23 protein-coding genes are annotated in these 22,648 nt (G+C 68.7%); 9 read left to right on the forward strand and 14 right to left on the reverse strand.

The features are described 5' to 3' along the window. Positions 1-614: 614 nt before the first annotated feature. From KV097_RS05425 to KV097_RS05445, 5 genes are all read right to left on the reverse strand, one after another. Positions 615-3,563, reverse strand: a complete 2,949-nt coding sequence (locus KV097_RS05425) for a vitamin B12-dependent ribonucleotide reductase (protein ID WP_220365300.1) — start codon at positions 3,561-3,563, stop codon at positions 615-617. Positions 3,564-3,608: 45 nt separating this feature from the next. Continuing rightward, complete coding sequence (gene nrdR / locus KV097_RS05430; RefSeq protein WP_220341425.1) at positions 3,609-4,097, reverse strand: transcriptional regulator NrdR; 489 nt, start codon at positions 4,095-4,097, stop codon at positions 3,609-3,611. Positions 4,098-4,331: 234 nt separating this feature from the next. Next, on the reverse strand, positions 4,332-4,571 hold the full coding sequence (locus KV097_RS05435; protein WP_220365301.1) for a DUF6343 family protein: 240 nt from the start codon (positions 4,569-4,571) through the stop codon (positions 4,332-4,334). Between the two features lie 131 nt (positions 4,572-4,702). After that, a complete protein-coding gene (locus KV097_RS05440; RefSeq protein WP_220344914.1) occupies positions 4,703-5,437 on the reverse strand; it encodes a M50 family metallopeptidase in 735 nt (244 codons plus the stop codon). Positions 5,438-5,462: 25 nt separating this feature from the next. After that, positions 5,463-5,873 carry an MmcQ/YjbR family DNA-binding protein gene (locus KV097_RS05445; protein WP_220365302.1) on the reverse strand — a complete coding sequence of 137 codons (411 nt, stop codon included), beginning with the start codon at positions 5,871-5,873 and terminating at the stop codon, positions 5,463-5,465. Between the two features lie 101 nt (positions 5,874-5,974). Between KV097_RS05445 and KV097_RS05450 the strand changes: the two genes are divergently transcribed. The 3 genes from KV097_RS05450 to KV097_RS05460 all read left to right on the forward strand — a co-directional run bounded on the left by KV097_RS05450 (position 5,975) and on the right by KV097_RS05460 (position 8,054). Continuing rightward, entirely contained in the window at positions 5,975-6,547 is a 573-nt protein-coding gene (locus tag KV097_RS05450; RefSeq protein ID WP_220365303.1) for a DUF6318 family protein, read from the forward strand. Positions 6,548-6,918: 371 nt separating this feature from the next. Then, on the forward strand, positions 6,919-7,338 hold the full coding sequence (locus KV097_RS05455; protein ID WP_220365304.1) for a PKD domain-containing protein: 420 nt from the start codon (positions 6,919-6,921) through the stop codon (positions 7,336-7,338). 56 nt (positions 7,339-7,394) lie between these two features. Further along, complete coding sequence (locus KV097_RS05460) at positions 7,395-8,054, forward strand: sugar O-acetyltransferase (RefSeq protein WP_304610672.1); 660 nt, start codon at positions 7,395-7,397, stop codon at positions 8,052-8,054. A gap of 26 nt (positions 8,055-8,080) precedes the next feature. Here the strand turns inward: KV097_RS05460 and KV097_RS05465 are convergent, their stop codons facing one another. The 7 genes from KV097_RS05465 to KV097_RS05495 form a co-directional block, all read right to left on the reverse strand. Next, a complete protein-coding gene (locus KV097_RS05465) occupies positions 8,081-9,256 on the reverse strand; it encodes a hypothetical protein (RefSeq protein WP_220365305.1) in 1,176 nt (391 codons plus the stop codon). 77 nt (positions 9,257-9,333) lie between these two features. Further along, positions 9,334-10,467, reverse strand: coding sequence for a hypothetical protein (locus tag KV097_RS05470; RefSeq protein ID WP_220365306.1), 1,134 nt, complete (start codon positions 10,465-10,467; stop codon positions 9,334-9,336). A 141-nt stretch (positions 10,468-10,608) separates the two neighbouring features. Next, on the reverse strand, positions 10,609-11,556 hold the full coding sequence (locus KV097_RS05475) for a fibronectin type III domain-containing protein (protein WP_220365307.1): 948 nt from the start codon (positions 11,554-11,556) through the stop codon (positions 10,609-10,611). 357 nt (positions 11,557-11,913) lie between these two features. After that, a complete protein-coding gene (locus KV097_RS05480) occupies positions 11,914-12,561 on the reverse strand; it encodes a potassium channel family protein (protein WP_220365308.1) in 648 nt (215 codons plus the stop codon). A gap of 56 nt (positions 12,562-12,617) precedes the next feature. Beyond that, on the reverse strand, positions 12,618-13,844 hold the full coding sequence (locus KV097_RS05485; RefSeq protein WP_220365309.1) for a fibronectin type III domain-containing protein: 1,227 nt from the start codon (positions 13,842-13,844) through the stop codon (positions 12,618-12,620). 190 nt (positions 13,845-14,034) lie between these two features. After that, a complete protein-coding gene (locus KV097_RS05490) occupies positions 14,035-15,258 on the reverse strand; it encodes a hypothetical protein (protein ID WP_220365310.1) in 1,224 nt (407 codons plus the stop codon). Positions 15,259-15,309: 51 nt separating this feature from the next. Continuing rightward, positions 15,310-15,672, reverse strand: a complete 363-nt coding sequence (locus tag KV097_RS05495) for a DUF1330 domain-containing protein (protein WP_220347004.1) — start codon at positions 15,670-15,672, stop codon at positions 15,310-15,312. Positions 15,673-15,818: 146 nt separating this feature from the next. Here KV097_RS05495 and KV097_RS05500 point away from each other — a divergent pair, with 146 nt between their 5' ends. From KV097_RS05500 to KV097_RS05520, 5 genes are all read left to right on the forward strand, one after another. Beyond that, positions 15,819-16,172, forward strand: coding sequence for a helix-turn-helix transcriptional regulator (locus KV097_RS05500; RefSeq protein WP_220365311.1), 354 nt, complete (start codon positions 15,819-15,821; stop codon positions 16,170-16,172). 28 nt (positions 16,173-16,200) lie between these two features. Then, positions 16,201-16,677 carry an SRPBCC domain-containing protein gene (locus KV097_RS05505; RefSeq protein WP_220341411.1) on the forward strand — a complete coding sequence of 159 codons (477 nt, stop codon included), beginning with the start codon at positions 16,201-16,203 and terminating at the stop codon, positions 16,675-16,677. Between the two features lie 102 nt (positions 16,678-16,779). After that, positions 16,780-17,865 carry a low specificity L-threonine aldolase gene (locus tag KV097_RS05510; RefSeq protein WP_220365312.1) on the forward strand — a complete coding sequence of 362 codons (1,086 nt, stop codon included), beginning with the start codon at positions 16,780-16,782 and terminating at the stop codon, positions 17,863-17,865. After that, entirely contained in the window at positions 17,862-18,143 is a 282-nt protein-coding gene (locus KV097_RS05515) for a SelT/SelW/SelH family protein (RefSeq protein WP_220365313.1), read from the forward strand. Before KV097_RS05510 ends, KV097_RS05515 begins: the two co-directional genes overlap by 4 nt. After that, entirely contained in the window at positions 18,140-18,976 is an 837-nt protein-coding gene (locus tag KV097_RS05520) for a serine hydrolase (RefSeq protein WP_220365314.1), read from the forward strand. The genes KV097_RS05515 and KV097_RS05520 overlap by 4 nt, the downstream gene beginning before the upstream one ends. Positions 18,977-18,985: 9 nt before the next feature. Here the strand turns inward: KV097_RS05520 and KV097_RS05525 are convergent, their stop codons facing one another. Next, positions 18,986-19,483, reverse strand: coding sequence for a hypothetical protein (locus KV097_RS05525; protein ID WP_220347000.1), 498 nt, complete (start codon positions 19,481-19,483; stop codon positions 18,986-18,988). 279 nt (positions 19,484-19,762) lie between these two features. On the opposite strand from KV097_RS05525, the gene lexA reads away from it, so the two are divergent. After that, positions 19,763-20,476 carry a transcriptional repressor LexA gene (gene lexA, locus KV097_RS05530; RefSeq protein WP_220341406.1) on the forward strand — a complete coding sequence of 238 codons (714 nt, stop codon included), beginning with the start codon at positions 19,763-19,765 and terminating at the stop codon, positions 20,474-20,476. A gap of 34 nt (positions 20,477-20,510) precedes the next feature. Here lexA and KV097_RS05535 read toward each other — a convergent pair whose 3' ends face one another. Next, the gene (locus KV097_RS05535; protein ID WP_308289351.1) at positions 20,511-22,568 is read right to left on the reverse strand and encodes an ATP-dependent DNA helicase; all 2,058 of its coding nucleotides are present in this window, start codon (positions 22,566-22,568) and stop codon (positions 20,511-20,513) included. Between the last annotated feature and the right edge of the window lie 80 nt (positions 22,569-22,648).

The raw sequence follows: 22,648 nt of genomic DNA on the forward strand, positions 1-22,648 counted from the left end.
CCGTCGGGCCGCATCTTCTCGCCCAGCAGGGGCTAGCGGCGCCCCTGCTACATCTCCGCGATCGGCGCCTTCGCCCCGCCAGCCGCCCGGCCCCGACGAAGCGGCGCCCGCGCGTGCAGCAGGCGGCGCGACCGCCCGGCCGCTCGCATCGTCGTCTCGCCAGCCTGAGTCGAGCATGCTCGGCTGCTCCGTACCTACGACAGGGGGACCGAAGAAGTTCTCACTCTTCACCACCTCTGATGTCGGCAGCTTCTCGACAAGGCGAAGCAGCCGTAATTGTTGCTCCTTCCTTCAGGTCGCGCTTAAAGATTCGAGGGCGGCGCTCGCGCACGGCCTCGACGGCAGCCTTAGATGAGCGTTGCCAATGACGATCATCACCAGCCGCGCGGAACCCACCTAGCCCTCGATGGAAGCACAGTCTGACCTCCGGTCGGGCAGGTTCCCAGGCACTACCGTGGACTATCGCAGTTGATCATTGCGGTCGCTCCGGGACAACGACCACAAGCTCGCCGTGCAGAGCAGGGGATCACGGTTACGCAGGTGAAGCCTGAAGCATCGGGAAGTGTGAGTGGGGCGCCCCTTCCGGGACGCCCCACTTCCCCCGCACACCACCGTCAGCTGCAGCCGCTGGTCGCTCCGCAGCCCTCGCACACGTGGCACGAGCCCGCCGGCCGCATCTTCGTCCCGCAGGTGAAGCACAGCGGGGCGTCGACCTCGGTCCCGGAGATCACCTGCAACAGCTCGGCGCTGGTGTGCGCCTGCTTCGGTGCCGGACGAGCCGACTCAGCGACGATCTCCGCATTGGCAGCATCGACCTGTGCCTCGCGCTCGATCTCCGCCTCAGCAGCAGCATCGACAGCCGCCACAGGAGCAGAAGCCGACTCGGACGGCTTCGTCTTCAACGACTCCGGCTCCGACATCTCCTCCTCCGGCGGCGCGTACGACCCCGTGTCCAGCTGGCGCTGACGCTCGTCGGCCGAGTGGATGCCCATCTGCGAGCGAACCTCGAACGGCAGGTAGTCCAGCGCGAGCCTGCGGAAGATGTAGTCCATGATCGACTGCGCCATCCGCACGTCCGGGTCGTCGGTCAGACCGGCCGGCTCGAACTTCAGGTTCGTGAACTTCTGGACGTACGTCTCGAGCGGCACCCCGTACTGGAGGCCGATCGACACCGCGATCGAGAACGCATCCATCACGCCGGCCAGCGTCGAGCCCTGCTTGCCGAGCTTGAGGAACACCTCACCGAGGCCGTCGTCCGGGTAGGAGCCCGAGGTCATGTAGCCCTCGGCGCCACCCACCGTGAACGACGTCGTCAGCGACGGGCGCGTCTTGGGGAGACGCTTGCGGATCGGCTTCTCGACGACGACCGTCTTGACGGTCTCGACGACCTCGGCCGGCTTGGCGGCGTTCGAGTCCTTGCCCTTGTTCTCGCCCTTGCCGGACGAGAGCGGCTGGCCGACCTTGCAGTTGTCGCGATAGACCGCGAGCGCCTTGAGGCCGAGCTTCCAGCCCTGGAAGTAGATGTCACCGATCTCCTCGACGGTCGCCGTCTCCGGCATGTTGACCGTCTTCGAGATCGCACCCGACAGGAACGGCTGCGCCGCCGCCATCATCCGGACGTGACCCATCGGCTTGATGGACCGCTCCCCCATCGCGCAGTCGAAGACCTCGTAGTGCTCGGTCTTCAGGCCCGGCGCGTCGATGACATGACCGTGCTCGGCGATGTATTCGACGATCGCCTCGATCGTCTCGTTGGTGTAGCCGAGCTTCTTGAGCGCGACCGGGATCGTCTGGTTGACGATCTGCATCGAGCCGCCACCGACGAGCTTCTTGAACTTGACCAGCGAGAAGTCCGGCTCGATGCCGGTCGTGTCGCAGTCCATCATGAAGCCGATCGTGCCGGTCGGAGCCAGCACAGACGCCTGAGCGTTGCGCCAGCCCTGCTTCGTACCGATCTCGATGCCCTGGGCCCACTGCTTCGTGGCCTCACGGTGCACGGCGATGTCCATCGCGTGCATCGTTCGGACCGCGTCGTTGGCAGCCTGGTGCTTGCGCATCACGCGAGCGTGCGGCTCGGCGTTCTGGGCGTAGCCCTCGTACGGGCCGACGACACCGGCGAGCTCCGCCGAGCGACGGTACGAGGTGCCGGTCATCAGCGAGGTGATCGCCGAGGCGAACGCGCGGCCGCCGTCGGAGTCGTACGCGAGACCCGACGCCATGAGGAGCGCGCCGAGGTTGGCGTAGCCGATGCCGAGCTGACGGAACTTGCGCGTCGTGTCGCCGATCGCCTCGGTCGGGAAGTCGGCGAAGGTGATCGAGATGTCCATCGCGGTGATGATCAGCTCGACGGACCTCACGAACTTTTCCACATCGAACGAGCCGTCATCCTGCAGGAACTTGAGCAGGTTCAGCGACGCCAGGTTGCACGACGAGTTGTCGAGGTGCATGTATTCGGAGCACGGGTTGGACGCGGTGATCCGGCCCGTCTCCGGCGTCGTGTGCCAGTCGTTGATCGTCGAGTCGTACTGGATGCCCGGGTCGGCACACTCCCAGGCCGCCTGCGCGATGTCCTTGAAGAGCTTCTTGGCGTCGATGGTCTCGATGACCTCGCCGGTCGTGCGAGCACGCAGCCCGAACTCCGAGCCCTCCTCGACCGCACGCATGAACTCGTCGGTCACGCGGACCGAGTTGTTGGCGTTCTGGTACTGGACCGACGAGATGTCGTGCCCGCCGAGGTCCATGTCGAAGCCGGCGTCACGGAGGACACGGATCTTGTCCTCCTCGCGCGCCTTCGTCTGCACGAACTCCTCGATGTCGGGGTGGTCGACGTCGAGCACGACCATCTTGGCCGCACGACGCGTCGCGCCGCCCGACTTGATGGTGCCCGCGGACGCATCGGCGCCGCGCATGAACGACACCGGCCCCGAGGCCGTACCGCCCGAGGAGTGCAGCAGCTCCTTGCTGGAGCGGATGCGGGAGAGGTTGAGGCCGGCGCCCGAGCCGCCCTTGAAGATCAGACCCTCTTCCTTGTACCAGTTGAGGATCGAGTCCATCGAGTCGTCGACGGCGAGGATGAAGCAGGCCGAGACCTGCTGCGGGCTCGACGTGCCGACGTTGAACCACACCGGGCTGTTGAAGCTGAAGACCTGGTGAAGAAGCATGTGGGTGAGCTCGTGCTCGAAGACCTCGGCATCGGCGTCCGTCGCGAAGTAGCCGTTGTCCTTGCCGGCCTTCGCGTACGTCAGGACGACACGGTCGAGGAGCTGCTTGAGGCTCTGCTCACGGGTGTCGCTGCCGACGGCGCCACGGAAGTATTTCGTGGTGACGATCGTGGAGGCGTTGACGCTCCAGAAGTCGGGGAACTCCACCCCGCGCTGCTCGAAGACCGTGGCTCCGGTCTTCCAGTTGGTCTGCACGACGTCGCGACGCTCCCACGTCACCTCGTCGTACGGGTGCACGCCCTCCGTCGTGTAGACCCGGTTGATCGTGAGGCCCTTGCCTGCACGCTTGGTGGCTTTGCGCCCGCGCGCAGCCCCGCTCGGTCCACTGACCGTCTCCGTCATCGTGTGCCCCTTCTCCCCGTGTCCCCGTGAATGTGTTGGTGAGTCTCAGCTGCCGGCGGAGTGCTGCTCCGCGGCGAGCTCGTGGTTGGCGTCGGCCACCATCAGCGTCGCGATCTCGTCCGCGAAGTCCGACACGTCGGTGAAGTTCTTGTAGACGCTGGCGAACCGCAGATAGGCGACCTTGTCGAGCGCCTTGAGGGGCTCGAGCACGGCGAGCCCCACCTCGTGCGAGCTCACCTCCGCTCCCCCAGCCGCACGCAGCGCGTGCTCGACCTGCTGGCCGAGTCGCGCCAGGTCGTCCTCGTCCACAGGGCGGCCCTTGCACGCCTTGCGCACTCCACTCACGGCCTTGTCGCGCGAGAACGGCTCCGTGGCACCCGAGCGCTTGCACACCGTGAGCTGGATCTGCTCGACGGTCGTGAAGCGCTTGTTGCACGCGGTGCAGCTCCGGCGACGACGGATCGCTCCGCCGTCGTCGGCGACACGGCTATCGAGGACTCGGGTGTCGGTGTGCCGGCAGTACGGGCAGTGCATCCCGAGCTCCTCTCGCTGTGGACGGAATGTGGAGAACCGCCGGTCTTCTGTGGGGTTCGCCACTGGTCCTTGTGGACTAGATGTGGATAACTACATCCGTGTAAGTACTAGATGTAGTGGCTACCGTACGCGTCCGCCGCAAGCCCATGCAACTTATCTTCACTCCGCGGACCGACATTTCTGTCGTTGCAGGTCAGACGGTGTTTGGCGGGTACGGCGCGGCGTGTCGCATGGTCACACGGGGCGACGCGACCTGCGGCTGCGCATCTTGCGGACGATGACCGCCGTGTCCACGAGGGCGACGACCGCGATCACGGCCGACGCCAGGCCGAGGACGACCATCACGTCGGTGGCATCAGGGAGCAGCAGTCCCCACAGCGCGAGCGCGGCGAAGACGACGAACCCGCCCAGGGACAGGGCGAGCCGCATGCCGTACGCGCTGAGCGCCTTCTTGGGCTCCGAGCCGGTGTGCATGAGGGACCCTCCTTCGGTGTTACCTGTACAACACCAGGGGTGCCCCGATCCATCCCTCGTACGCGTCGAGAAACAACGGTCTGACCTGCGCAAACGAGCCGGAGCGGAGCCCTCGCCACCACACGGCGCCTTCAGCCGACGACGCGCTCGACGGTGTCGACGAGCATCCACGCCGCTCCCCCGGCGCATGCTGCCGTCGCGAGCCAGAACGACGCCAGCCAGATGGTGGCCGGGATCCGCGTGAGGAGCGCGAGCGCCACCGCGTCGGACTCACCGCGGCTGCGGTGCCAGGCGCGGCTGCGCCAGGTGTCGGCGAGAGTACGGAGGCCGCCGAGGAGCAGGAACGCACCGACGCCCACGGCGGCGCCGCTCTGGACGACGGGCGGAGCCCACCACCACAGGGCGGCGGAGGCGCCTGCGCACGCGAGCAGCACGAGCACGGTGAATGCGCTGCGCGCCCACAGCAGGCAGCCGACGAACACGACGGCCATCACGAACAGGCCCGGCGCCGCCCACCCCTTCACCGCCACGAGCACGGCGAGCAGTCCCGCGATCGCCGGCGCCGGGTAGCCCGCCCACGCGCACACGACCATGCCGAAGCCGCTGGCCTTGCCGCGGGTGTGGGTGACGCCGGATGCGTCGAGGCGTACGCGGAGCGCGGTCAGCTTGCGGCCGGCGAACACTCCGCCCAACGCGTGCCCGAGCTCGTGCGCGACGGTGACGACCACGCTCGTACGGCGCCACAGCGGGTTGGCGACTGCGGCGACGGCCAGGGCGAGCGCGAGGACCCACACCAGAAGGTCCGCCGAGGTGTAGGCGGCGGGGTCCACGGTCGCGAGGCGCGACGAGAAGTCGTCGGAGGTCACCTTCCGAACCCTAGGCGTTGTGCTTTCACGCCTCCTGAGAGCGGGCGTCGGCCTCCGCGACGCGGCGCTTGGGGGCGATGAGCCGGAACGAGGCGTCAACGAGCTCCCTGACCTCGCTCCAGTCGACATCCGCTGCGGCGAGGTCGAGCGCGCGCCAGCCGAACGGGCCGTAGTAAGCCGGGACGAAGAACCGATCGTCGTCGTCGAGCGCAGGGAGCTCGGACTCGTCGACCTTGACGATGAGCGCACTGGGCACCTGGCGGTGCTCACCCGGGCGAAGCTTTTCGGAGCCTCCGAAGGCGGCGAAGATCTTGCCGCACCGGAACGTCGGCCGGCCGTGCGAGACGCGCTCCTCCGTACCCGGGTAGGCGAGGCAGATCTCACGCAGCTGGGCCAGGCCGGGGTCGTCGTCGCTGAACATCACCGGGTGCGCCATGAACCGAAGTCAACCATCTGCCGGGGACACCGCACGGGTCTTCCACAAGCCGTGGGACGACGCCTTCCGTGTGAACCCGCGGTGCCACTACGTTTCTCGCCATGACGTACGCCCGGGCGGCCCTCGCCGGCCTTGTCCTGCTTGCGGTTGCGGGGTGCACGGGAGGCGACCCGGCCGGCGGTGACCCGAGCGATCCGCCGTCCTCTGCCTCTCCGCGCGCGACGCCCTCCCCCACCCCGACGCTCGCCCCACCGACGATCCCGCCCGAGGCGCAAGAGTTCGGAGCGAAGGGGGCGGCGGCTTTCGTCGAGTACTGGTATGAGGCGATGCGCTATTCGGCGATGACTGGGGACAGCCAAATCCTTCTCGACGCCTCTACCGACGAATGCGATACCTGCTCAGCAATGGCCAAGTACGACGCAGGGCTCCATGCGGCTGGCGGCGGTTACGAAGATCTTCCTTGGGAGCCCACCGTGACGGCCAGTCAAGCCGAGCGGGACTACTTCGTCGTGACGACCACCGTTGCAACCAAGCGTTATCGATACCGAAAGACCGCCGACGCTCCATGGGTCGTGGTGTCTCCAAAGGGTCGGGCACATCTTTTCCGACTTAGGAATTCTCCCTTTGGGTGGAGGGTCATCCACCTTGTCGAACAGGCAAAGGCGCCCCGGTGAGCGTCGCTACAGTCCTTCTAACGCTCTCCCTAGTGATAGGTGCCAACCCACCAACGCCTACGCCCAACGACGACAGGGACGAGGTTTACCTGGAGGACGAGAAACGTGATGACCAAGCTTCCCCTCCGCCCGGAACCGTCAATCCCGCACCAGCGGCACCTACCACCGAATATCGCTGGCAGCCGATGTGCTCGCCCGGCTCCGGCAGCGACGCGACTTGCAGCCTCGCGTACGCGTGCCCCCCAGAACAGACGATGTGGAACCTCTACAGTCGACCGCCCGGCGGTACCTGGACGATCGTTCGATCGGAATGCCGGGGTGGCCAACCCGGCGGCGCCGGCTCCGTCGCGCCGGTCATCACGCCCGGTGATGTGCTTCGCGAGGTCCGTCGCCTGCCGCTCCCGAAGGCATCGCTGAGCATCCAGCCCGCTGACCGTACCCTCGTCAACCTGGACACCGTGTTCTCGACCGTGCCACCGGCGTTCGACCGGACAGTGACGATCCTCGGTCAGCGCGTACACGTGACAGGGACCGCCAGCCGCTACACCTGGCACTTCGGCGACGGCGCGACGACCGCCACCACGGGTCCTGGTCGCCCGTATCCCGCTCTGGACGTCACCCACCGCTACGCGAAGGCCGACCGCACCCACCGCCCCCGCGTCGATGTCACCTTCACGATCAGCTACGCCGTCAGCGGTGGACCGACCCAGACGCTCGGGCAGACCATCACCACCGATGGCGTGCCCGCAGCGCTCACGACGCACGAAGCCGTGCCCGTGCTCATCGACTAACCCAGAACGGACGAACGCCACGACGGTGCCGACCGCTGCCTCGTACGGTGGTCCGCATGACCGCGCCGACCGAACCGTCCCACCCTTCCGAACCGTCCCACCCGACCGACCCGTCCCACCCGACCGACCCGACCGACCCGACCGACCCGACCGAGCACCGTGAGCCCTCGATGCGCGAACGGATGCTCGCCGGCGACCTCTACGTCGCCGACGACCCGCAGCTCATCCGCGACCACGAGCGCGCTCTACGCCTCACGCACGCGATCAACACGGCTGACCCCACCGACCGCGAGCGGCGACGCGAGCTCCTGTCGGAGCTGTTCGGAGGGTTCGGCGAGGACAGTGTGATCCGACCACCGCTGCACGTCGACTACGGGCACCACACGACGATCGGAGCACGAACCTTCGCGAACTTCGGGCTCGTGATCCTCGACGTCGCGACCGTCACGATCGGTGACGACGTACAGATCGGCCCGTACGTCCAGCTGCTCGCGGCGACGCACCCGCTCGAGCCCGGCCCGCGGCGCGACAAGTGGGAGTCGGCTGCGCCGATCGTGATCGGCGACAACGTGTGGCTCGGCGGGGGCGTCATCGTCTGCCCCGGCGTCACCATCGGCCGCGACACCGTCGTCGCCGCGGGCTCGGTCGTCACGCGCGACCTCCCCGCCGGGGTCCTCGCGGCAGGCACGCCGGCCCGCGTCGTCCGCGAGCTCTGACTCGCGGACGACGCCGGTCGATGCGCTCAGCGCACGCGGAACCGCTTGACGACCTTCGGGCTCCAACCGCCGATGTTGTTCGCGCGGACCGTCACGGTGAGCTTCCCGCGGCGCAAGGCCGACTTCTTCACCGTGTACGACCGCCGTCCCGGCTTCAGCGTCACTCGCTTGACCACCTTGGAGCCCTTGCGGAATACCAGCTTGTACTTCTGCACCGCTCCACCGCCGTTGTCGGCGGGCTTGGCCCAGCGCACCTTCCGCTTCGCAGCGCGTGTCTTCCCGGTGACCCGCACCGAGCGCACGGCCGAGGGTCGCTTCGGGAACATCGTCGAGAACACCTGGATCGCCCGCGACCCACGGGTCGTGACGATCCGACCGTTCAGTGCGACGGCCGCCTCACGCGGGTTGATGCTCGCCTTCGTGCCGCGCAGCACCCGCAATGGACGGACGTTGCCGTTCGCCGTCGGAGCGAATGCGCTGATGCTCCGGCGTGCCGCGTCTGTGACGTACACCCGGTTCGCCGCGTCGACGTCGACGTGGCGCGGCGCCCTGAGGCCCGTACGAGACCCCCAGATACGCGCGGCCGGAGCGACGTCGCCCGTCGCGCCGGGCGCGAACCCGAGCACGCCGTTGGCAGTCACCGCCCAGATCCAGCCCCGTCCGTCCAGGGCGACGTCCCGCACGCCACCCGCGGCGGCCAACCCCGTGCGAGCGCCAGAGATGAGGCGAGAGGGCGGATCGTTGTAGGTCGCACCCGCCGGGTATACCCCCAGCGACGTCGCCGTGGCGATGAGCTGATCACCCTTCCGCGAGACGGCCAAGGCTCGGGAGCCATTCGGCGCGTGGAGGAACCTCAGATCGGGCCCCGTGAACCGTGGGCCGAACTTCGCCACGTACGTGTTGTCGTCGAAGATCGCGTTCAAGACATACGTGGAGCCTGCGGCGTCCACTGCCAGGTCGACGTTCGACTCGTGGTTTACGGAGCCCGGAGCCGGGTTCAGGACGTGAGACGGCTTGACGTTACCGTCCGCACGCGGTCCGAACACGCGTACCCGGTCGGAGAGCGCCCGCGCGACGAACGTCGTCGCGTCGGGAGCGATCCCCACCACCTGAGCGTTCTCGACCTGGGCGCGCGAGCCACCGATGACCCGGCCCGGGCCGTAGTCGACGGTGTCTGCGTCCGCGGCGCTCGCTCCTGCCACGGTCACACCGCCGCGACGAGCACGATGCTCCCCGCGGCGGCGATCGATCGTCTTGTCCTCATTCGTCTTCCCTCCCCCTACCGAACCCGGAACTTCTTGACGGCCTTCGGGCTCCAGCCCTTTGCCGTCTTCGCCCGCACCGTCACGGTCAGCTTCCCGCGACGCAGCGACGACTTCCGCACCGTGTAAGACCGCCGGCCCGGCTTGAGCGTCACCCGCTTGACCACCTTCGAGCCCTTACGGAACACCACCTTGTACGAGCGGACGTCGCGGCCCCCGTCATCAGCCGGCTTCTTCCACCGCACCGTCCGCTTCTTCGCCGACGCTTTTCCTGACACCCGCACCGACCGCACCACCGACGGACGCCCCGGAAACAACGTCCGGAACACCAGCACGTCCTCGCGCGGGAACCCGGTGACGGCCAGTCCCCCCCGACCGTCGATCGCGATCTGAGCACCCACCAGGATGGTGCTCAACCGGGAGCGCGAGCCCTCCAGCGACCGGATCGGCGTTGCCCGACCAGTGGCGTTGGCGGCGAAGACGCTGACGACCGTCCCACCTCCCTGCCCTTCGTCGTACTCCGAAGAGACGTACACACGGTCCATCCCGTCGACAGCAATATCGGTCAGGTCCCGGAAGGTGCTCGTCACCGGCGTGAAGCTGCGGAGCGGCGCAGTGTCGCCTGTCGCACCGGCCGCGAAGACCCGCAGGACGCCGCCGTCGTTGACCCATAATGCTCCCTTCGAGGTAAACGCCAGCTGCGCGAGTCCGCCTCCCAGACCGGTCCGCGGACCCACCAGACGTTGCGTCGGAGTGGCGCCCGTCGAGGCCCCCGCGGCGTAGACGGCGACCTCCCCCAGCGCATTGCGGCTCACCGCGACCTTGCCGTCCCGAGACACTGCCAGGTGTCTCGAGAACACGCCCGTCTCGAAGGTGCGGAGCGGCGCAACGTCTCCGTAGGCGTCGCGTCCGAACACCGACACACGACCGCCGTTAGACAGCACGTAGACACGTCCTGCGCCGTCGACCCCTACGTCATCCACCTCGTCGAGGGCCGCCCTGGCGCCGCTGATGGTCCGCGTACGGTACTGCACCCCGTTGGCCGACGGCCCGAGGATCCAGATCGTGTCCGGACCGGGACGGAAGTCAGCGAGATAAAGGGTCCCGTCGGACCTCGCCGCGAGCCCCGCCGCAGAATTGAACTCAGGCACCGGCCGGATGACACGGTCAGGCCTGTAGTCCACGGTGTCCGCCGACGCTGACGTCGCGCCGAGAAGTGTTGCCCCTGCCATCGCGACCGCGGTTACTCCCACGGTCGCCGCTCTGTATGTCCTCATTCTTCCTCCCCCTGCTCACCGGACGCGGAAACGTTTGACGACCTTCGGGCTCCAGCCGTTGGAGGTCTTCGCCCGCACCGTCACGGTGAGCTTGCCGCGGCGCAGCGCCGACCTCTTGACGGTGTACGACCGCCGTCCCGGCTTCAGCGACTTCGCCCGCAGCACCTTCGAGCCCTTGCGGATGACGACCCTGTACTTCTGCACCGCACGGCCACCGTCGTACGACGGCTTCTTCCACCGCACGGTCCGCTTCGCGGCCGCACCTTTGCCGGTCACACGGACCGCCCGCACCTTGGACGGCCGTGTCGGGAACAGCGTTCGCCACACGCCGATCGACCGCTTCCCGATCGACGTCACCATGTCGCCCCTCGCGCCCACCGAGAGCCCAGGGCGACGCGTGCGGGGAAGCGGCACGTTGAGCACCTTCAGCGGAGCGACGTCTCCGTTCGCTGAGGGCGCGAAGACGCTGACGCGGCCTTGCTGCAACGCGTACACTCGACCGGCCGCGTCGACGCGAGGCAGGGCTCCACGCGGGCTAAGCCCTGTTCGGGGGCCGTCGATACGCACCGCTGGAGCGACGTTTCCCCGAGCGCCCGGCGCGAACGCAACAAGAGCGGAGGACGAGATCTTCGAGGCCCAGACTCGCCCGTCGGGGCCTACGGCGAGCTGGTGTCCCTGTTCCGGGCCAACCAGTCCCGTCGCCGGTCCCTTGATCACGCGGATCGGCGTCGCTCTCCCACGGGCATTCCGGCCGTAAACCTCGATCGCGTCACCGTCCCATTTGAGGATGGCGACCTCACCGGTGGGCGAGACCGCCATCGACCCTCCCACGTCGTCGACGATGAGCCTGCGGAGCGGTGCGCGCTTGGCGAACCGCGGCGCATACACCTTGATCTCGGTGTAGTCGTCGTTCGACGCCACCACGTACACGCGGCCGACCGCGTCGGTTCCGAGTCTGGTCACCCCCTCCGAACGAGCTTCAGGGAGTTTCCTCACGAGCAGTGGTCTGGCGTTGCCGCGCGCGCCGGGGGCGAACACCCGTACTGAAGGGGGCGTCGTCTTCATGACGTAGCTCGTCCCATCGGGACCGATGGCGACGGCCTCGGCGCCGCCGACCTTCGCCCGATCCCCCCCGATGACGCGCGGCGGTGTGTCCACCGTGTCCGCCGACGCGGACAGGGAGCCGGCGAGTACGAGGCCGCCGGCCGTCATGACCGCCGCGGTAGCGGCGGTAGCTAATCGTGAGATGCGCATGGTGCGCCCTGCTTTCGTCGTTGGAGTGAGGTGTGACCGTTTACGCGTGCGTCGAGCAGCAGACGCCTAGGCCCGACGGCGGCGCGTCACACCGGACACCGCGAGGGCCACCACGGTCACGAGATAGACCTGCCCGATCAGCGCCTCCAGCGCCGCCAGGATCTTGCCCGTGTCCGTCACCGGCGAGAGATCGCCGAAGCCTGTCGTCGTAATCGTGATCAGGCTGAAGTAGAAGTAGTTCACCGCGTCGTCGTCGGCCCCGCCTTGGGCGAAGAAGCCTCCTTGCACGATCCCCACCACGGCATACGTACCGGCGAAGGCGATCCCCAGGAGGACGTAGACCGCGATGACACCGAGGACGATGTGCACGTCCAACGACGGGTCGCGGAGGACGTGCACGCCGATCGTCGTGATGGTCGCGAGGCAGAGCAGGATGACAGTGATCGAGTAGACGGAGACGGCCGTCTCGCTGTCGAAGCCCTGAGCGCCGCCCGAGACGACGACAGCGACGGCAGCCAGCACCGCCGAGGTCACCATCACCGAGCGGCGCGCTCCCGAGGTCCTCTGCGCGAAGAGCAGCACCGCGCCGAGCAGCGTGGTCACCAGCGGACGCAGCGCACTGCTGTCGACGGGGACCAGCAGGATGACGACGGCGAGCAGAGCGAGCACGATGCCGTACCGGTCCCGGCGTGTCCCCCGCCCATGCCCGTCCACGACACGTGAGCCTAGGGCTCGCCGCCGTCATCCGCAGTGCCTATGTCTCGCCGGTGCTACCGCGTGACCGTGAAGGTCAGCGGCGTGCCCGGGCCGTACCCCTTGCGGTTCCGTGCCTGGACGACGACCGTGCTCGTCCCCGCAGGCAGGTTGCTCCGCTTCAGTGTGTAGGAACGTCGCGATGCCTTCAGCCGGGCGACCTTGACCGTCCGGGTCCCCTGCTTGACCGTGACGCGGTAGCGGGTGACGCTCGCGCCACCGTCTCCCAGCGGCCGCGCCCAGCGCACGACCCGGTTGGTCGCCGTCGGCGATCCTGACACCGAGACTCCCCGCGCTGCCCACGGCACCGTGATCGCCCGCAACCGCGGATAGACGGTGATCCTGTTGTCGCCGGTGACGGCGACCTTGCCCGTACGACTGACCGAAAGGCCGTCGACGTGGCCGTGCCGCCGGTTGCTGACGACGAGCTGAGGCGTGGCCTCGCCCGTCGCGCTAGGACCCAGGATGTAGACGTGGCCCGAGTGCAGACCGATGTAGGCACGCCCCGCACGGTCGAAGGCGAGCGGCTCCGGCTCCCACAGGCCCGCTCCGGGCCAGTCGGCGGTGATCCTGCGCTCCGGCGCCACGTTGCCGTTCGCACCCGGCGCGAAGACGGAGATGAACTCTCCCTCCCCGAACGTCGCCCAGATGCGACCGTCGACGTTCATCTTCACGTCGATCACCCCGCCGAGCTCTGCCTTGTCACCGGCAATCTGGCGCACCGGCTTCGCCGTGCCCGAGGCCGAGCGGCGGTAGATCTTGATGCCGTTCGAGCCCGCGACCATCAGCCGGTTGTCCGGTGTCATCGACACCGAGCCGACAGCCATCCCAGTACGCAGCACACGAATCGGCCGCACGTTGCCGCGTGCATTCTTGCCGAAGACGAGGACACGCTTGTTCCCGTTGGCGACGTAGAGACGCCCCACGGAGTCACGCGCGATGCCACGAGGCTCGAAGATACGGCTCCGCGCTCCCCGAAGGGAGTACAGCGGACGCGCTTTGCCGCGGGCTCCTGCCCGGTAGACCACGACACGATCACGGTGGAAGTCGGCCGCGTACGTCCGTCCGGACGCGCTGAGGTGCACGTCCCAGGGCGGCTTTGCCCCTGCCTTCGTACCGATGATCGTCCGCTCAGGTCGGACGCTGACCGGGTCGCCCGGTGCTGCCTCGGCAGGAGCGCTGACCAGCAGAGCGCCGGCCAACGCCGCGCTGGCGACGACGCCGATGAAATGAGTTCTTCTCATGGTTCCCCCTGCGTCCGCACGTCCTGGAGGATCTCCTCCGAGGACCGGCTTGGACGTGATGTATCCCGCTTGTACGACGGGTGCCCGGCATTCTTGGCTGCCGACCTCGGCCTCCGCAAGGCAATTCGAGTGACATCGAAATGGCGGAGCCGGCTCCCATGAGCCGGCTCCGCCACGCGGACGGTACGGACTACTTGCGCACGCGGAACGACTTCTTGGCGTTCTTGCCGAAGCCCTTCGTGTTCTTGGCCTTGATCAGCACGACGTTCTTGCCGTTGCGCAGCTTGGAGCGCTTGATCTTGTACGACCGCTTGCTCGCCCCGAAGTTCTTCCTCAGGAGAACCCTGTTGCCCTTCTTGACGACGAGCCGGTAGCCGGTGATCCTTGCGCCGCCGTTGTTGGCGGGTGCCTTCCACGAGACCTTGCGCGTCTTGGCCCTCTGCTTGCCGGCGACCTTCAACGCCCGCGGCTTGCCCGGGACCTTGACGACCGGGGCCGGCTTCGGGAAGAGCGTTCGGAACTCGAGGACGGACGGTCCGCCGAAGTTGGCGACGGTCAGTCCTCCATCACCGGCCACGGAGAGATGCCCCGGGCTGCTGAGCTGTGTCGCCGGTCCGCCGAGGACCTTCAGCGGAGCCACGTTGCCTTCCGCGGACGCCGAGAAGGCGACCACCGTGCTGACGGCGTTGAAGTTCGACGCATAAACACGTCCCTTGGAGTCGGTGCCGATACCGACGATGGGTGCCGCGAGCTCCGTCTTCGCCCCGGAGATCGTCCGGAGCGGCGTCGCGCCGCCGTTGGCGTTCGACGCGTACGCACGCAGCGCCGCGCCGGCGTCGGCCCAGGTCGCCCCGTTGCTCGTGACGTGCACACCGTTGCCCGCGGGCAGGCCAGTGATCTGACGCGTGGTTGACGCCGGGTTGCCTGCCGCGGCCGGCGAGTAGACGTTGATGGTCGTCGCCTTGCGGACGAAGATGCTGCCCGTCGGGCCGATGTCGAGGCCCAGGGCGGCGCCCGCGCCGGTCCCGAACGTCTTGACCGGTGCGTCGCCGGTGTCGGCGTCCGGCGCGAAGACCGAGATGAGACCGTTGTTGTTGGCGACGTACGTGAACCCGTTGGTGTCGACGTCGACGCCACGCGGTGAGTTCAGCCCACTGTTCATCGTGCGGATCGGCATCGCCGCGCCGTTAGCACCGGCGGCGTAGACGACCACGTTGTTCTGACCGAAGTTGGCTACGTAGGTTCGCCCTCCGGCCTTGGCCAGGCCGAACGGGCTGGTGGTGGCGCCGGTGATCTTGCGTACCGGAGCGGTGTTGACGTCGTCGGCCGAGGCCGTCGGCGCAGTGGCGACAAGGGTGCCGCCGATGAGTGCGCCTGCGGCCCCGAGGCCGACCACGCGGATCGTTCTGTTCATTGGAATCTCCCCCTTCGCGTTCCACCGTGCGCGCGCAGGGGGTCACGGCACTCAGATTTGTTCGGCGGGCAGAGGCGTGCCGGTCGCGCCAGCGCGGCCCAGGATGTCCGTTGCGCGATGGTCGTCGCCGACCCCGTCGACGAGGATCGCGACCGAGTCGGAGTTCTCTGTACGCAGCGGCAGGATCGCCTGGTACGGGTCTGACTCGTACCAGCGCGTCGCGTGGTCATGGTCGGGGAAGGCGATGATGACGATGTCGCCCGGCCACTCGCCTTCCAGGGTGCGTACGTCTGCTCCGTGCACGAGGAACCGGCCCCCGTACGGGGCGAGCGTCGCGTCGATCCGCTCCAGGTACTCGACGATGTCGGGTCCCATCGTGATCTCGCGAATGTGGGCGATTGCGTAGGCAGTCATCAGTGATCCTCTCGGTAGGTGAGGCTCCGAGCCTGCTTGACGGGACGGGCACGAGTCGATGACCTCTGAGGTCATGGGGTTGACATCTGGCGCGACTGGGCCGCACTCTAAAACCAATCAGTTATAAAACAGATTGGTTATGGCGAATGACGGACGACGAGCTGGACGCCGTGTTCGGGGCCCTCGCGGACCCGACCCGCCGCGCGATCCTCGGGCGGCTCGCCCACGGTGACGCCAGCGTCAACGAGCTCACCTCGATGTTCGCGATGTCGCAGCCGGCGGTGTCGCGGCACCTCAGGGTCCTCGAGCGGGCTGGCCTGGTGTCTCGTACGCAGCAGGGGACCATGCGGCTCAGCCACCTCGAGGCGGCACCGCTGAAGGAGGCGACCGACTGGATCGCCGACTACCGCGCGTACTGGGAGGACAGCTTCGCCCGCCTGGACGCACTCCTCGCCGAGGCCGACGCCATCGACTCCGAGCCACCGTGTGCCACGTCCTGACCGATCACCGAGACCCTCAGGGGGAACCATGTCCGACCTCACAGTCACGGCAACGCCCGGCACCTCGACCATCGAGTTCAGCCGGACGTTCACCACGACGCCCCAGCGTCTGTTCCACGCCAACGTCGACGACGAGTGGCAGAAGAAGTGGCTCGGCCCCGACAGGCTCGAGACCGAGATCATCGTCAACGAGGTCCGCGACGGCGGCCGCTGGCGCTGGCTCCAGAGGGAGCCCGACGGCAACGAGTACGTGTTCCGAGGCGTCTACCACGGTGAGCCCTCGGTCGAGAACGGCATCACGCGCACGTTCGAGTTCGAAGGGATGCCCGGTCACGTGTCGCTGGAGACCCTCCGCTTCACCGACCTCGGCGACGGCCGGACCCGGATGGACGCTATCAGCGCGTTCGCCTCGGTCGAGGACCGCGACGGGATGGTCGAGTCCGGCATGGAGGGCGGGATGGAGGAGGGCTTCGTCCGCCTCGAGAAGCTCCTCGCCGACTCCTGAGACTCCGCCCCCGATGTGATGGGTTCCGCACCCTTTCCGCAGAAGATTCGGTGCACAACCCGTCACATCGGGAAAGCGGGCGGCGGCACTAGGCTGGCGGACGTGGCAGCGTTCGCATCAGACAACTACGCCCCCGCCCATCCCGCGATCCTCGAGGCGATCGCTGCGGCGAACGACGGGCACGCGGTCTCCTACGGCGAGGACCGGTGGACGGCACGACTCACCGAGCTCGTACGGCACCACTTCGGCGACCAGGCCCAGGCGTATCCCGTGTTCAACGGCACCGGCGCCAACGTCGTCTCCCTCGGTGCTCTTCTCCCCCGTTGGGGATCGGCGATCGTCACCGACGTCGCGCACCTCCACACCGACGAGAACGGCGCCCCCGAGCGTGTCGCCGGCATCAAGCTGCTCCCGGTCGCCGCGCCGGACGGCAAGATGGTCCCGCAGTCCTTCGGCGAGTACACGATCAACCTCGGCGACCCGCACCGCGCACAGCCGCTGGCCGTGTCGCTGACGCAGTCCACCGAGCTCGGCACCGTCTATTCGGCCGACGAGGTCCGTGGCCTGGTGGACACCGCACACGCCTATGGGATGAGCGTCCACGTCGACGGGGCACGGATCGCGAACGCCGCCGCGCACCTCGGCCTCTCGCTCCGCGCGCTCACCACCGACCTCGGCGTCGACGTGCTGTCGTTCGGCGGCACGAAGAACGGCATCCTCCTCGGCGAGGCGGTGGTCGTCCTGAACCCGGGCGCAGTCCACGGGATCGAGTTCATCCGCAAGATGTCGATGCAGCTGACGTCGAAGATGCGGTACGTCTCCGCGCAGCTCGCCACACTCCTCGATCCGAAGCGCGATCTCTGGCTCGCGAACGCGACCGCAGCCAACGCCCGGGCGACGCAGCTGCGCGCCGGCGTCGACGCGTTGGCCGACGAGCTCGCACGGGACGGACGTGTGCACGAGTCGGGGGCGCCGCTGCTGCACGTCGCGAACCCGACCCAGGCCAACGTCGTCTTCGCCACGCTTCCGCGGGCGGTTGCCGACGCGGTACGGGTCGAGCACCCGTTCTACGACTGGCGCGCGGGATCCCACCCGGACCTCGTCGAGTCTCGGTGGATGTGCTCGTGGGACACCACCGAGGAGGACGTCGCAGCATTCCTTACGGCGTTGCACAAGGCGTTCGGATGACGCAGCCCCGCGTCGAGATCACCTACTGCACGTTGTGCCAGTGGCTGCTTCGCGCGGGATGGATGGCCCAGGAGCTGCTGAGCACGTTCGGGACCGAGCTCGGCTCGGTGACGCTCGTGCCCGCGACCGGAGGCGTCTTCCGGATCACGGTCGACGACGACGTCGTGTGGGACCGCGCCGTCCACGGCGGCTTCCCGGACGCGGCGGAGCTGAAGCGCCGGGTCCGGGACCACATCGATCCGGACCGACCTCTCGGGCACGCGGACCGCGATCGATGAGCGAGCCGCCTCTCCCCCGCCCGGACGACGCCGTCCGCTGGTCCCTCGAGGTGCGTGATGCTGACAGCGACGAAGTGCTCGCGGCCGTCCAGCCGGAGCTGGTGCTGCCCACGGCGAGCATCGGCAAGCTCGTGCTGCTCGTCGAGGCGGCACACCAGATCGCGACCGAGCGGATCGATCCCGCCGAGCAGCTCAGCCGCAGCGCCGACGACTGGGTCGCCGACTCGGGCCTCTGGTATCGGCTCGCCACCGACACGCTGCCCGTCACCGACGTGTGTGCACTGATCGGCGCGGTGAGTGACAACCTGGCGACCAACGTCCTGCTTCGTCGTCTCGGTCTCGACACCGTGACTGCCACGGCGGAACGCATCGGGATGCAGCGCAGCCGGCTCCTCGACCGGGTGCGCGACGACCGTGGGCCCGAGCACCCGCCGGCCCTGTCCGTCGGCTGCGCCACCGACCTGGCCGGCTTCTGTGCGGGTCTGCACCGTCGCGAGATCCTCTCGCCCGGGATCAGCGAACGGGTCAGCGGATGGCTCGCGGCGAACACCGATCTCTCGATGGTCGCGAACGCCTTCGGTCTCGATCCGCTCGCGCACACCGATCCGGACCGCGGCATCGTGCTCTGGAACAAGACCGGCACGACCTCCAACGTGCGAGCCGACACCGGAGTGGTCTCGGGTCCCGCCCGAACCGTCGCCTACGCGGCCATCGCCGAGTGGAGCGACGGTGCCGAGCCGTCCGTACGCGACCACGTCCTGCGCGCCATGAACGCCCTGGGCACCTGGCTGCGCGAGGTGGTCACCGACGACCGCGGCGTGTCGACCCAGTAGGGCTCGGGCTCAGTAGATCGGGACGTAGATCGTCTCGCCTGCCGTGACCTCGCCCGCGCTCGTCAACGAGTTGAGATCGGCGATGTCCTTGACGGTCGACCGGATGTCACCCTCGGGGTTGGCCTCTGAGGCGAGGTCCCACACGGTCTGCCCTGGCTCGAGCGTGACCACGCGACTGGGGACGGGCTCGGCCTGCTCGGAGGTCGCGATGACCCGCGCACCCAGAGCCACGGTGAGGCCGGCGATCGCGATCAGGGCTGCGATGAAGACGACGAACCGACCACGGCGGGTCAGGCGGTAGCCCGATCGACCGCGGGTGCGGTCGGCCGGCTGCTGCCGACGAGGCCGAGGCCCGGGCCGCGGGCCTGGTCGCGGAGCGGACCGACGGTCGCCGCGCATCCCCCGGCCCGCCGGGTGCCGCTCGATGCAGCGCATCAGCGGCGTGTCGATCGCGACGACGGTGCGGTCGGCGACGGGACGCTCGAGGGTGCTGCGGACGGTGCTCATCGTGTCCTCCATCTCTCGGACTCGTACGGTCTGCCGACCGAAGCGAGGCGGCGGATCAGCTCGTGCATCCGGACCGGAAACCGAGCGGGTTGCCGAACGTGCGTTCGATCGAACATGTGTACGAACCTAATCACACCGACCGACAGAATTGGAAGGACCGTTCGAACATGCTTTCGACGTGTCCGCCAGATGGGCGCCTGAGGACGACTTCATCACGACACGCCGACACGATCGAACATATGTTTGATCACACCGGCGCCGCGGTCTAGTGTCAGGGCCATGACGAAGGCCGAGGTTTCCGAGCTCCCCGACGGACCGCCGGACGCGAGCGGGCTGACTCCGCGTCAGCGCCGCGTCCTCGAGATCATCCGCGAGTCGCTCGAGCAACGCGGCTATCCGCCGAGCATGCGCGAGATCGGCGCGGCCGTCGGTCTCGCCAGCGTCTCCTCCGTCGCTCACCAGCTCAAGGTGCTCGAGCGCAACGGCTTCGTCCGCCGCGACCCCAACCGCCCCCGCGCGATCGAGGTCTTCCTGCCCGACATCCTCGCGGCGCGCCGGTCGATCGGTGACGCGGTCGACTTCGGCTTCGACGAGACGGGCGCGGGCGACTCCCGCCCGGAGCCCGCCTTCGTCCCGATGGTCGGCCGGATCGCCGCCGGCGGCCCGATCCTCGCCGAGGAGCGCGTCGAGGAGGTCATGCCCCTCCCCCGCACCCTGGTCGGCGAGGGCACGCTCTTCATGCTCGAGGTGCGCGGCGACTCGATGGTCGAGGCGGCGATCTGCGACGGAGACTACGTCGTGATCCGGCAGCAGCCGACCGCGGAGAACGGCGAGATCGTCGCCGCCCTTCTCGACGGAGAGGCCACCGTCAAGACGCTCCAGCGCAAGGACGGCAAGGTCTGGCTCCTGCCGCACAACCCGGCGTACGACCCGATCGACGGCACCGACGCCACCATCCTCGGCAAGGTCACGACAGTCATGCGGCGGGTCTGACCCGCGCAGGCGAGACCGTCAGCGGCTGCGGCGCTCAGGACGCTCCGGCGTCCAGGCGCTGCAGCGCGCCGAGCACGAGCTCGCGGTCGACCGTACGCCACATCGGCGGCATCGAGGACGCCAAGAAGCTGCCGTACCGCGCGGTGGCCAGTCGTGAGTCGAGCACGGCGACGACGCCCTTGTCGTCGGCGCGTCGGATCAGGCGCCCCGACCCCTGCGCCAGCAGGAGCGCGGCGTGGGTCGCGGCGACCTGCATGAAGCCGTTGCCGCCGTGCCGCTCCACGAGCCGCTGCCTCGCGCTCATCAACGGGTCGTCCGGGCGGGGGAACGGGATGCGGTCGATGATCACCAGCTGGCACGTCTCCCCCGGCAGGTCGATCCCCTGCCACAGGCTGAGCGTGCCGAACAGGCACGTGCGCGGGTCCTCCACGAACCGCCTCGCCAGCTCGGGGAGCTGCGCGTCACCCTGACACAGAACCTCGACGTCGGGCATCCGCTCGCGCACGGCCTCGGTAGCCGCCTCCGCGCCGCGCCGCGACGAGAACAGCCCGAGCGTGCGCCCACCGGCGGCTCGCACCAGATCGACGATCTCGTCCAGGGCCGCGGCACCCATCCCGTCGCGTCCCGGCGGAGGGAGATGCCGCGCGACGTAGAGCATGCCTTGCTTGGCGTAGTCGAACGGCGACCCGACGTCGATCGCACGCCAGGCGTACGACGCCGGTGACCCGTCGCCGTCATCGTCCCCGCCGCTGTCACCGCGACCGCCGGACGCGCCCTCCTCCGTACGATCGGACACCCACAGCCCGACGCTGCGCGCCACCGGGTCGAATCCGCCGCCGAGCTTGAGCGTCGCACTCGTCAGCACGACGGTGTTCTCGGCGAACAGCTTGTCGCGGAGCGTGAGCGCGACGTCGACAGGCGCGATCCGCAGCTCGTTGCCACCCCGGGCACCCTCCCGCTCGGCCATCCACAGCACGTCGGCCTCGGAGGCCGCGGCCATCCGCTCGGCGACCTTGCGCACGTCGTCGACCATCGCCTTCGCCTGCTGCCGGGCGGCGTCACCGTCGCCGGAGTCCTTGGGCTCCTTCGGCATCGCCGAGTGACAGTCCCGGGCGGCGTCGCGCACGAGGCTCAGCGCGTCGGCCAGCTGGTCCGACGGCGAGGCGATCCGGCCGGGCGCCGTCACCTCCAGCGCCTCGCGGAGAGCATCCGAGGCGTCCTCGAGGTCATCGGCCTCGCGCCCACGGACGTACGAGCGGGCGCGGCGAGCCGCCCGCTCCACCGATGGCGGGGCGAGCTCGGCGGTCGACGCCTGGGTCACCCGCGCGACGAGCTCGTGCGCCTCGTCGATGACCACGGTGTCGTACTCAGGGAGCATGGGCACCCCGTCGATCGCGTCGATCGCGAGCAGGGCGTGGTTGGTCACGACGAGGTCGGCGCCGGCCGCATGGTCGCGGGCCGCCTCGGCGAAGCACTCCATCGCGTACGGGCAGCGCGACGCGCCGAGGCACTCCCGCGCGTGGACGCTGACCTGCCGCCACGCCCGCTCGGTGTGCGACGGCGCGGCGTCCCGGTCGCCGACGCCTCCGCGGTCGGACTCCTCCTCTGCCCAGGCACGGAGCGTCACGACCTCCTCCCCGAGCGACCCGCTCGGTGCCTCGATGAGCACACCTTGGTCGTCGGGCGCTCCTTCGCGGATCCGGTGGAGGCACGCATAGTTGCCGCGACCTTTGACCACGGCGGCACGCGGCGTGCGCTCGAGCACCGCGCCTGCCCCGTCGAGGAGGGCGGGGATGTCTCGCTCGACGAGCTGGTGCTGGAGGTTGAGCGTCGCGGTCGCGACCACCACGCGGCGATCGTGGAGAAGGCTCGGAACGAGATAGCCGAGCGACTTGCCGGTGCCGGTACCGGCCTGGACGAGCAGGTGCTCGCCTCCGCTGAACGCGTCGGACACCGCCTCCGCCATCTCCACCTGGCCCGGCCGCTCGACACCACCCACCGCTGCGACGGCGGCGTGGAGCACCGCACGCAGCTTGGCGTGGCGACCGGGGTCGGCGGTCGCGAGGGGCGGGTCCGAGATCGACGAGGTCACCGACGCAGCCTACCGAGAGCACGGCCGCTCACGGCCGAGCGACTCACAGGCCCCCGGCAGCGCGACACCCCCGATGTGTG

Origin of the sequence: Mumia sp. zg.B17 (assembly GCF_019550915.1) — a bacterium.
GTDB lineage: Bacteria > Actinomycetota > Actinomycetes > Propionibacteriales > Nocardioidaceae > Mumia.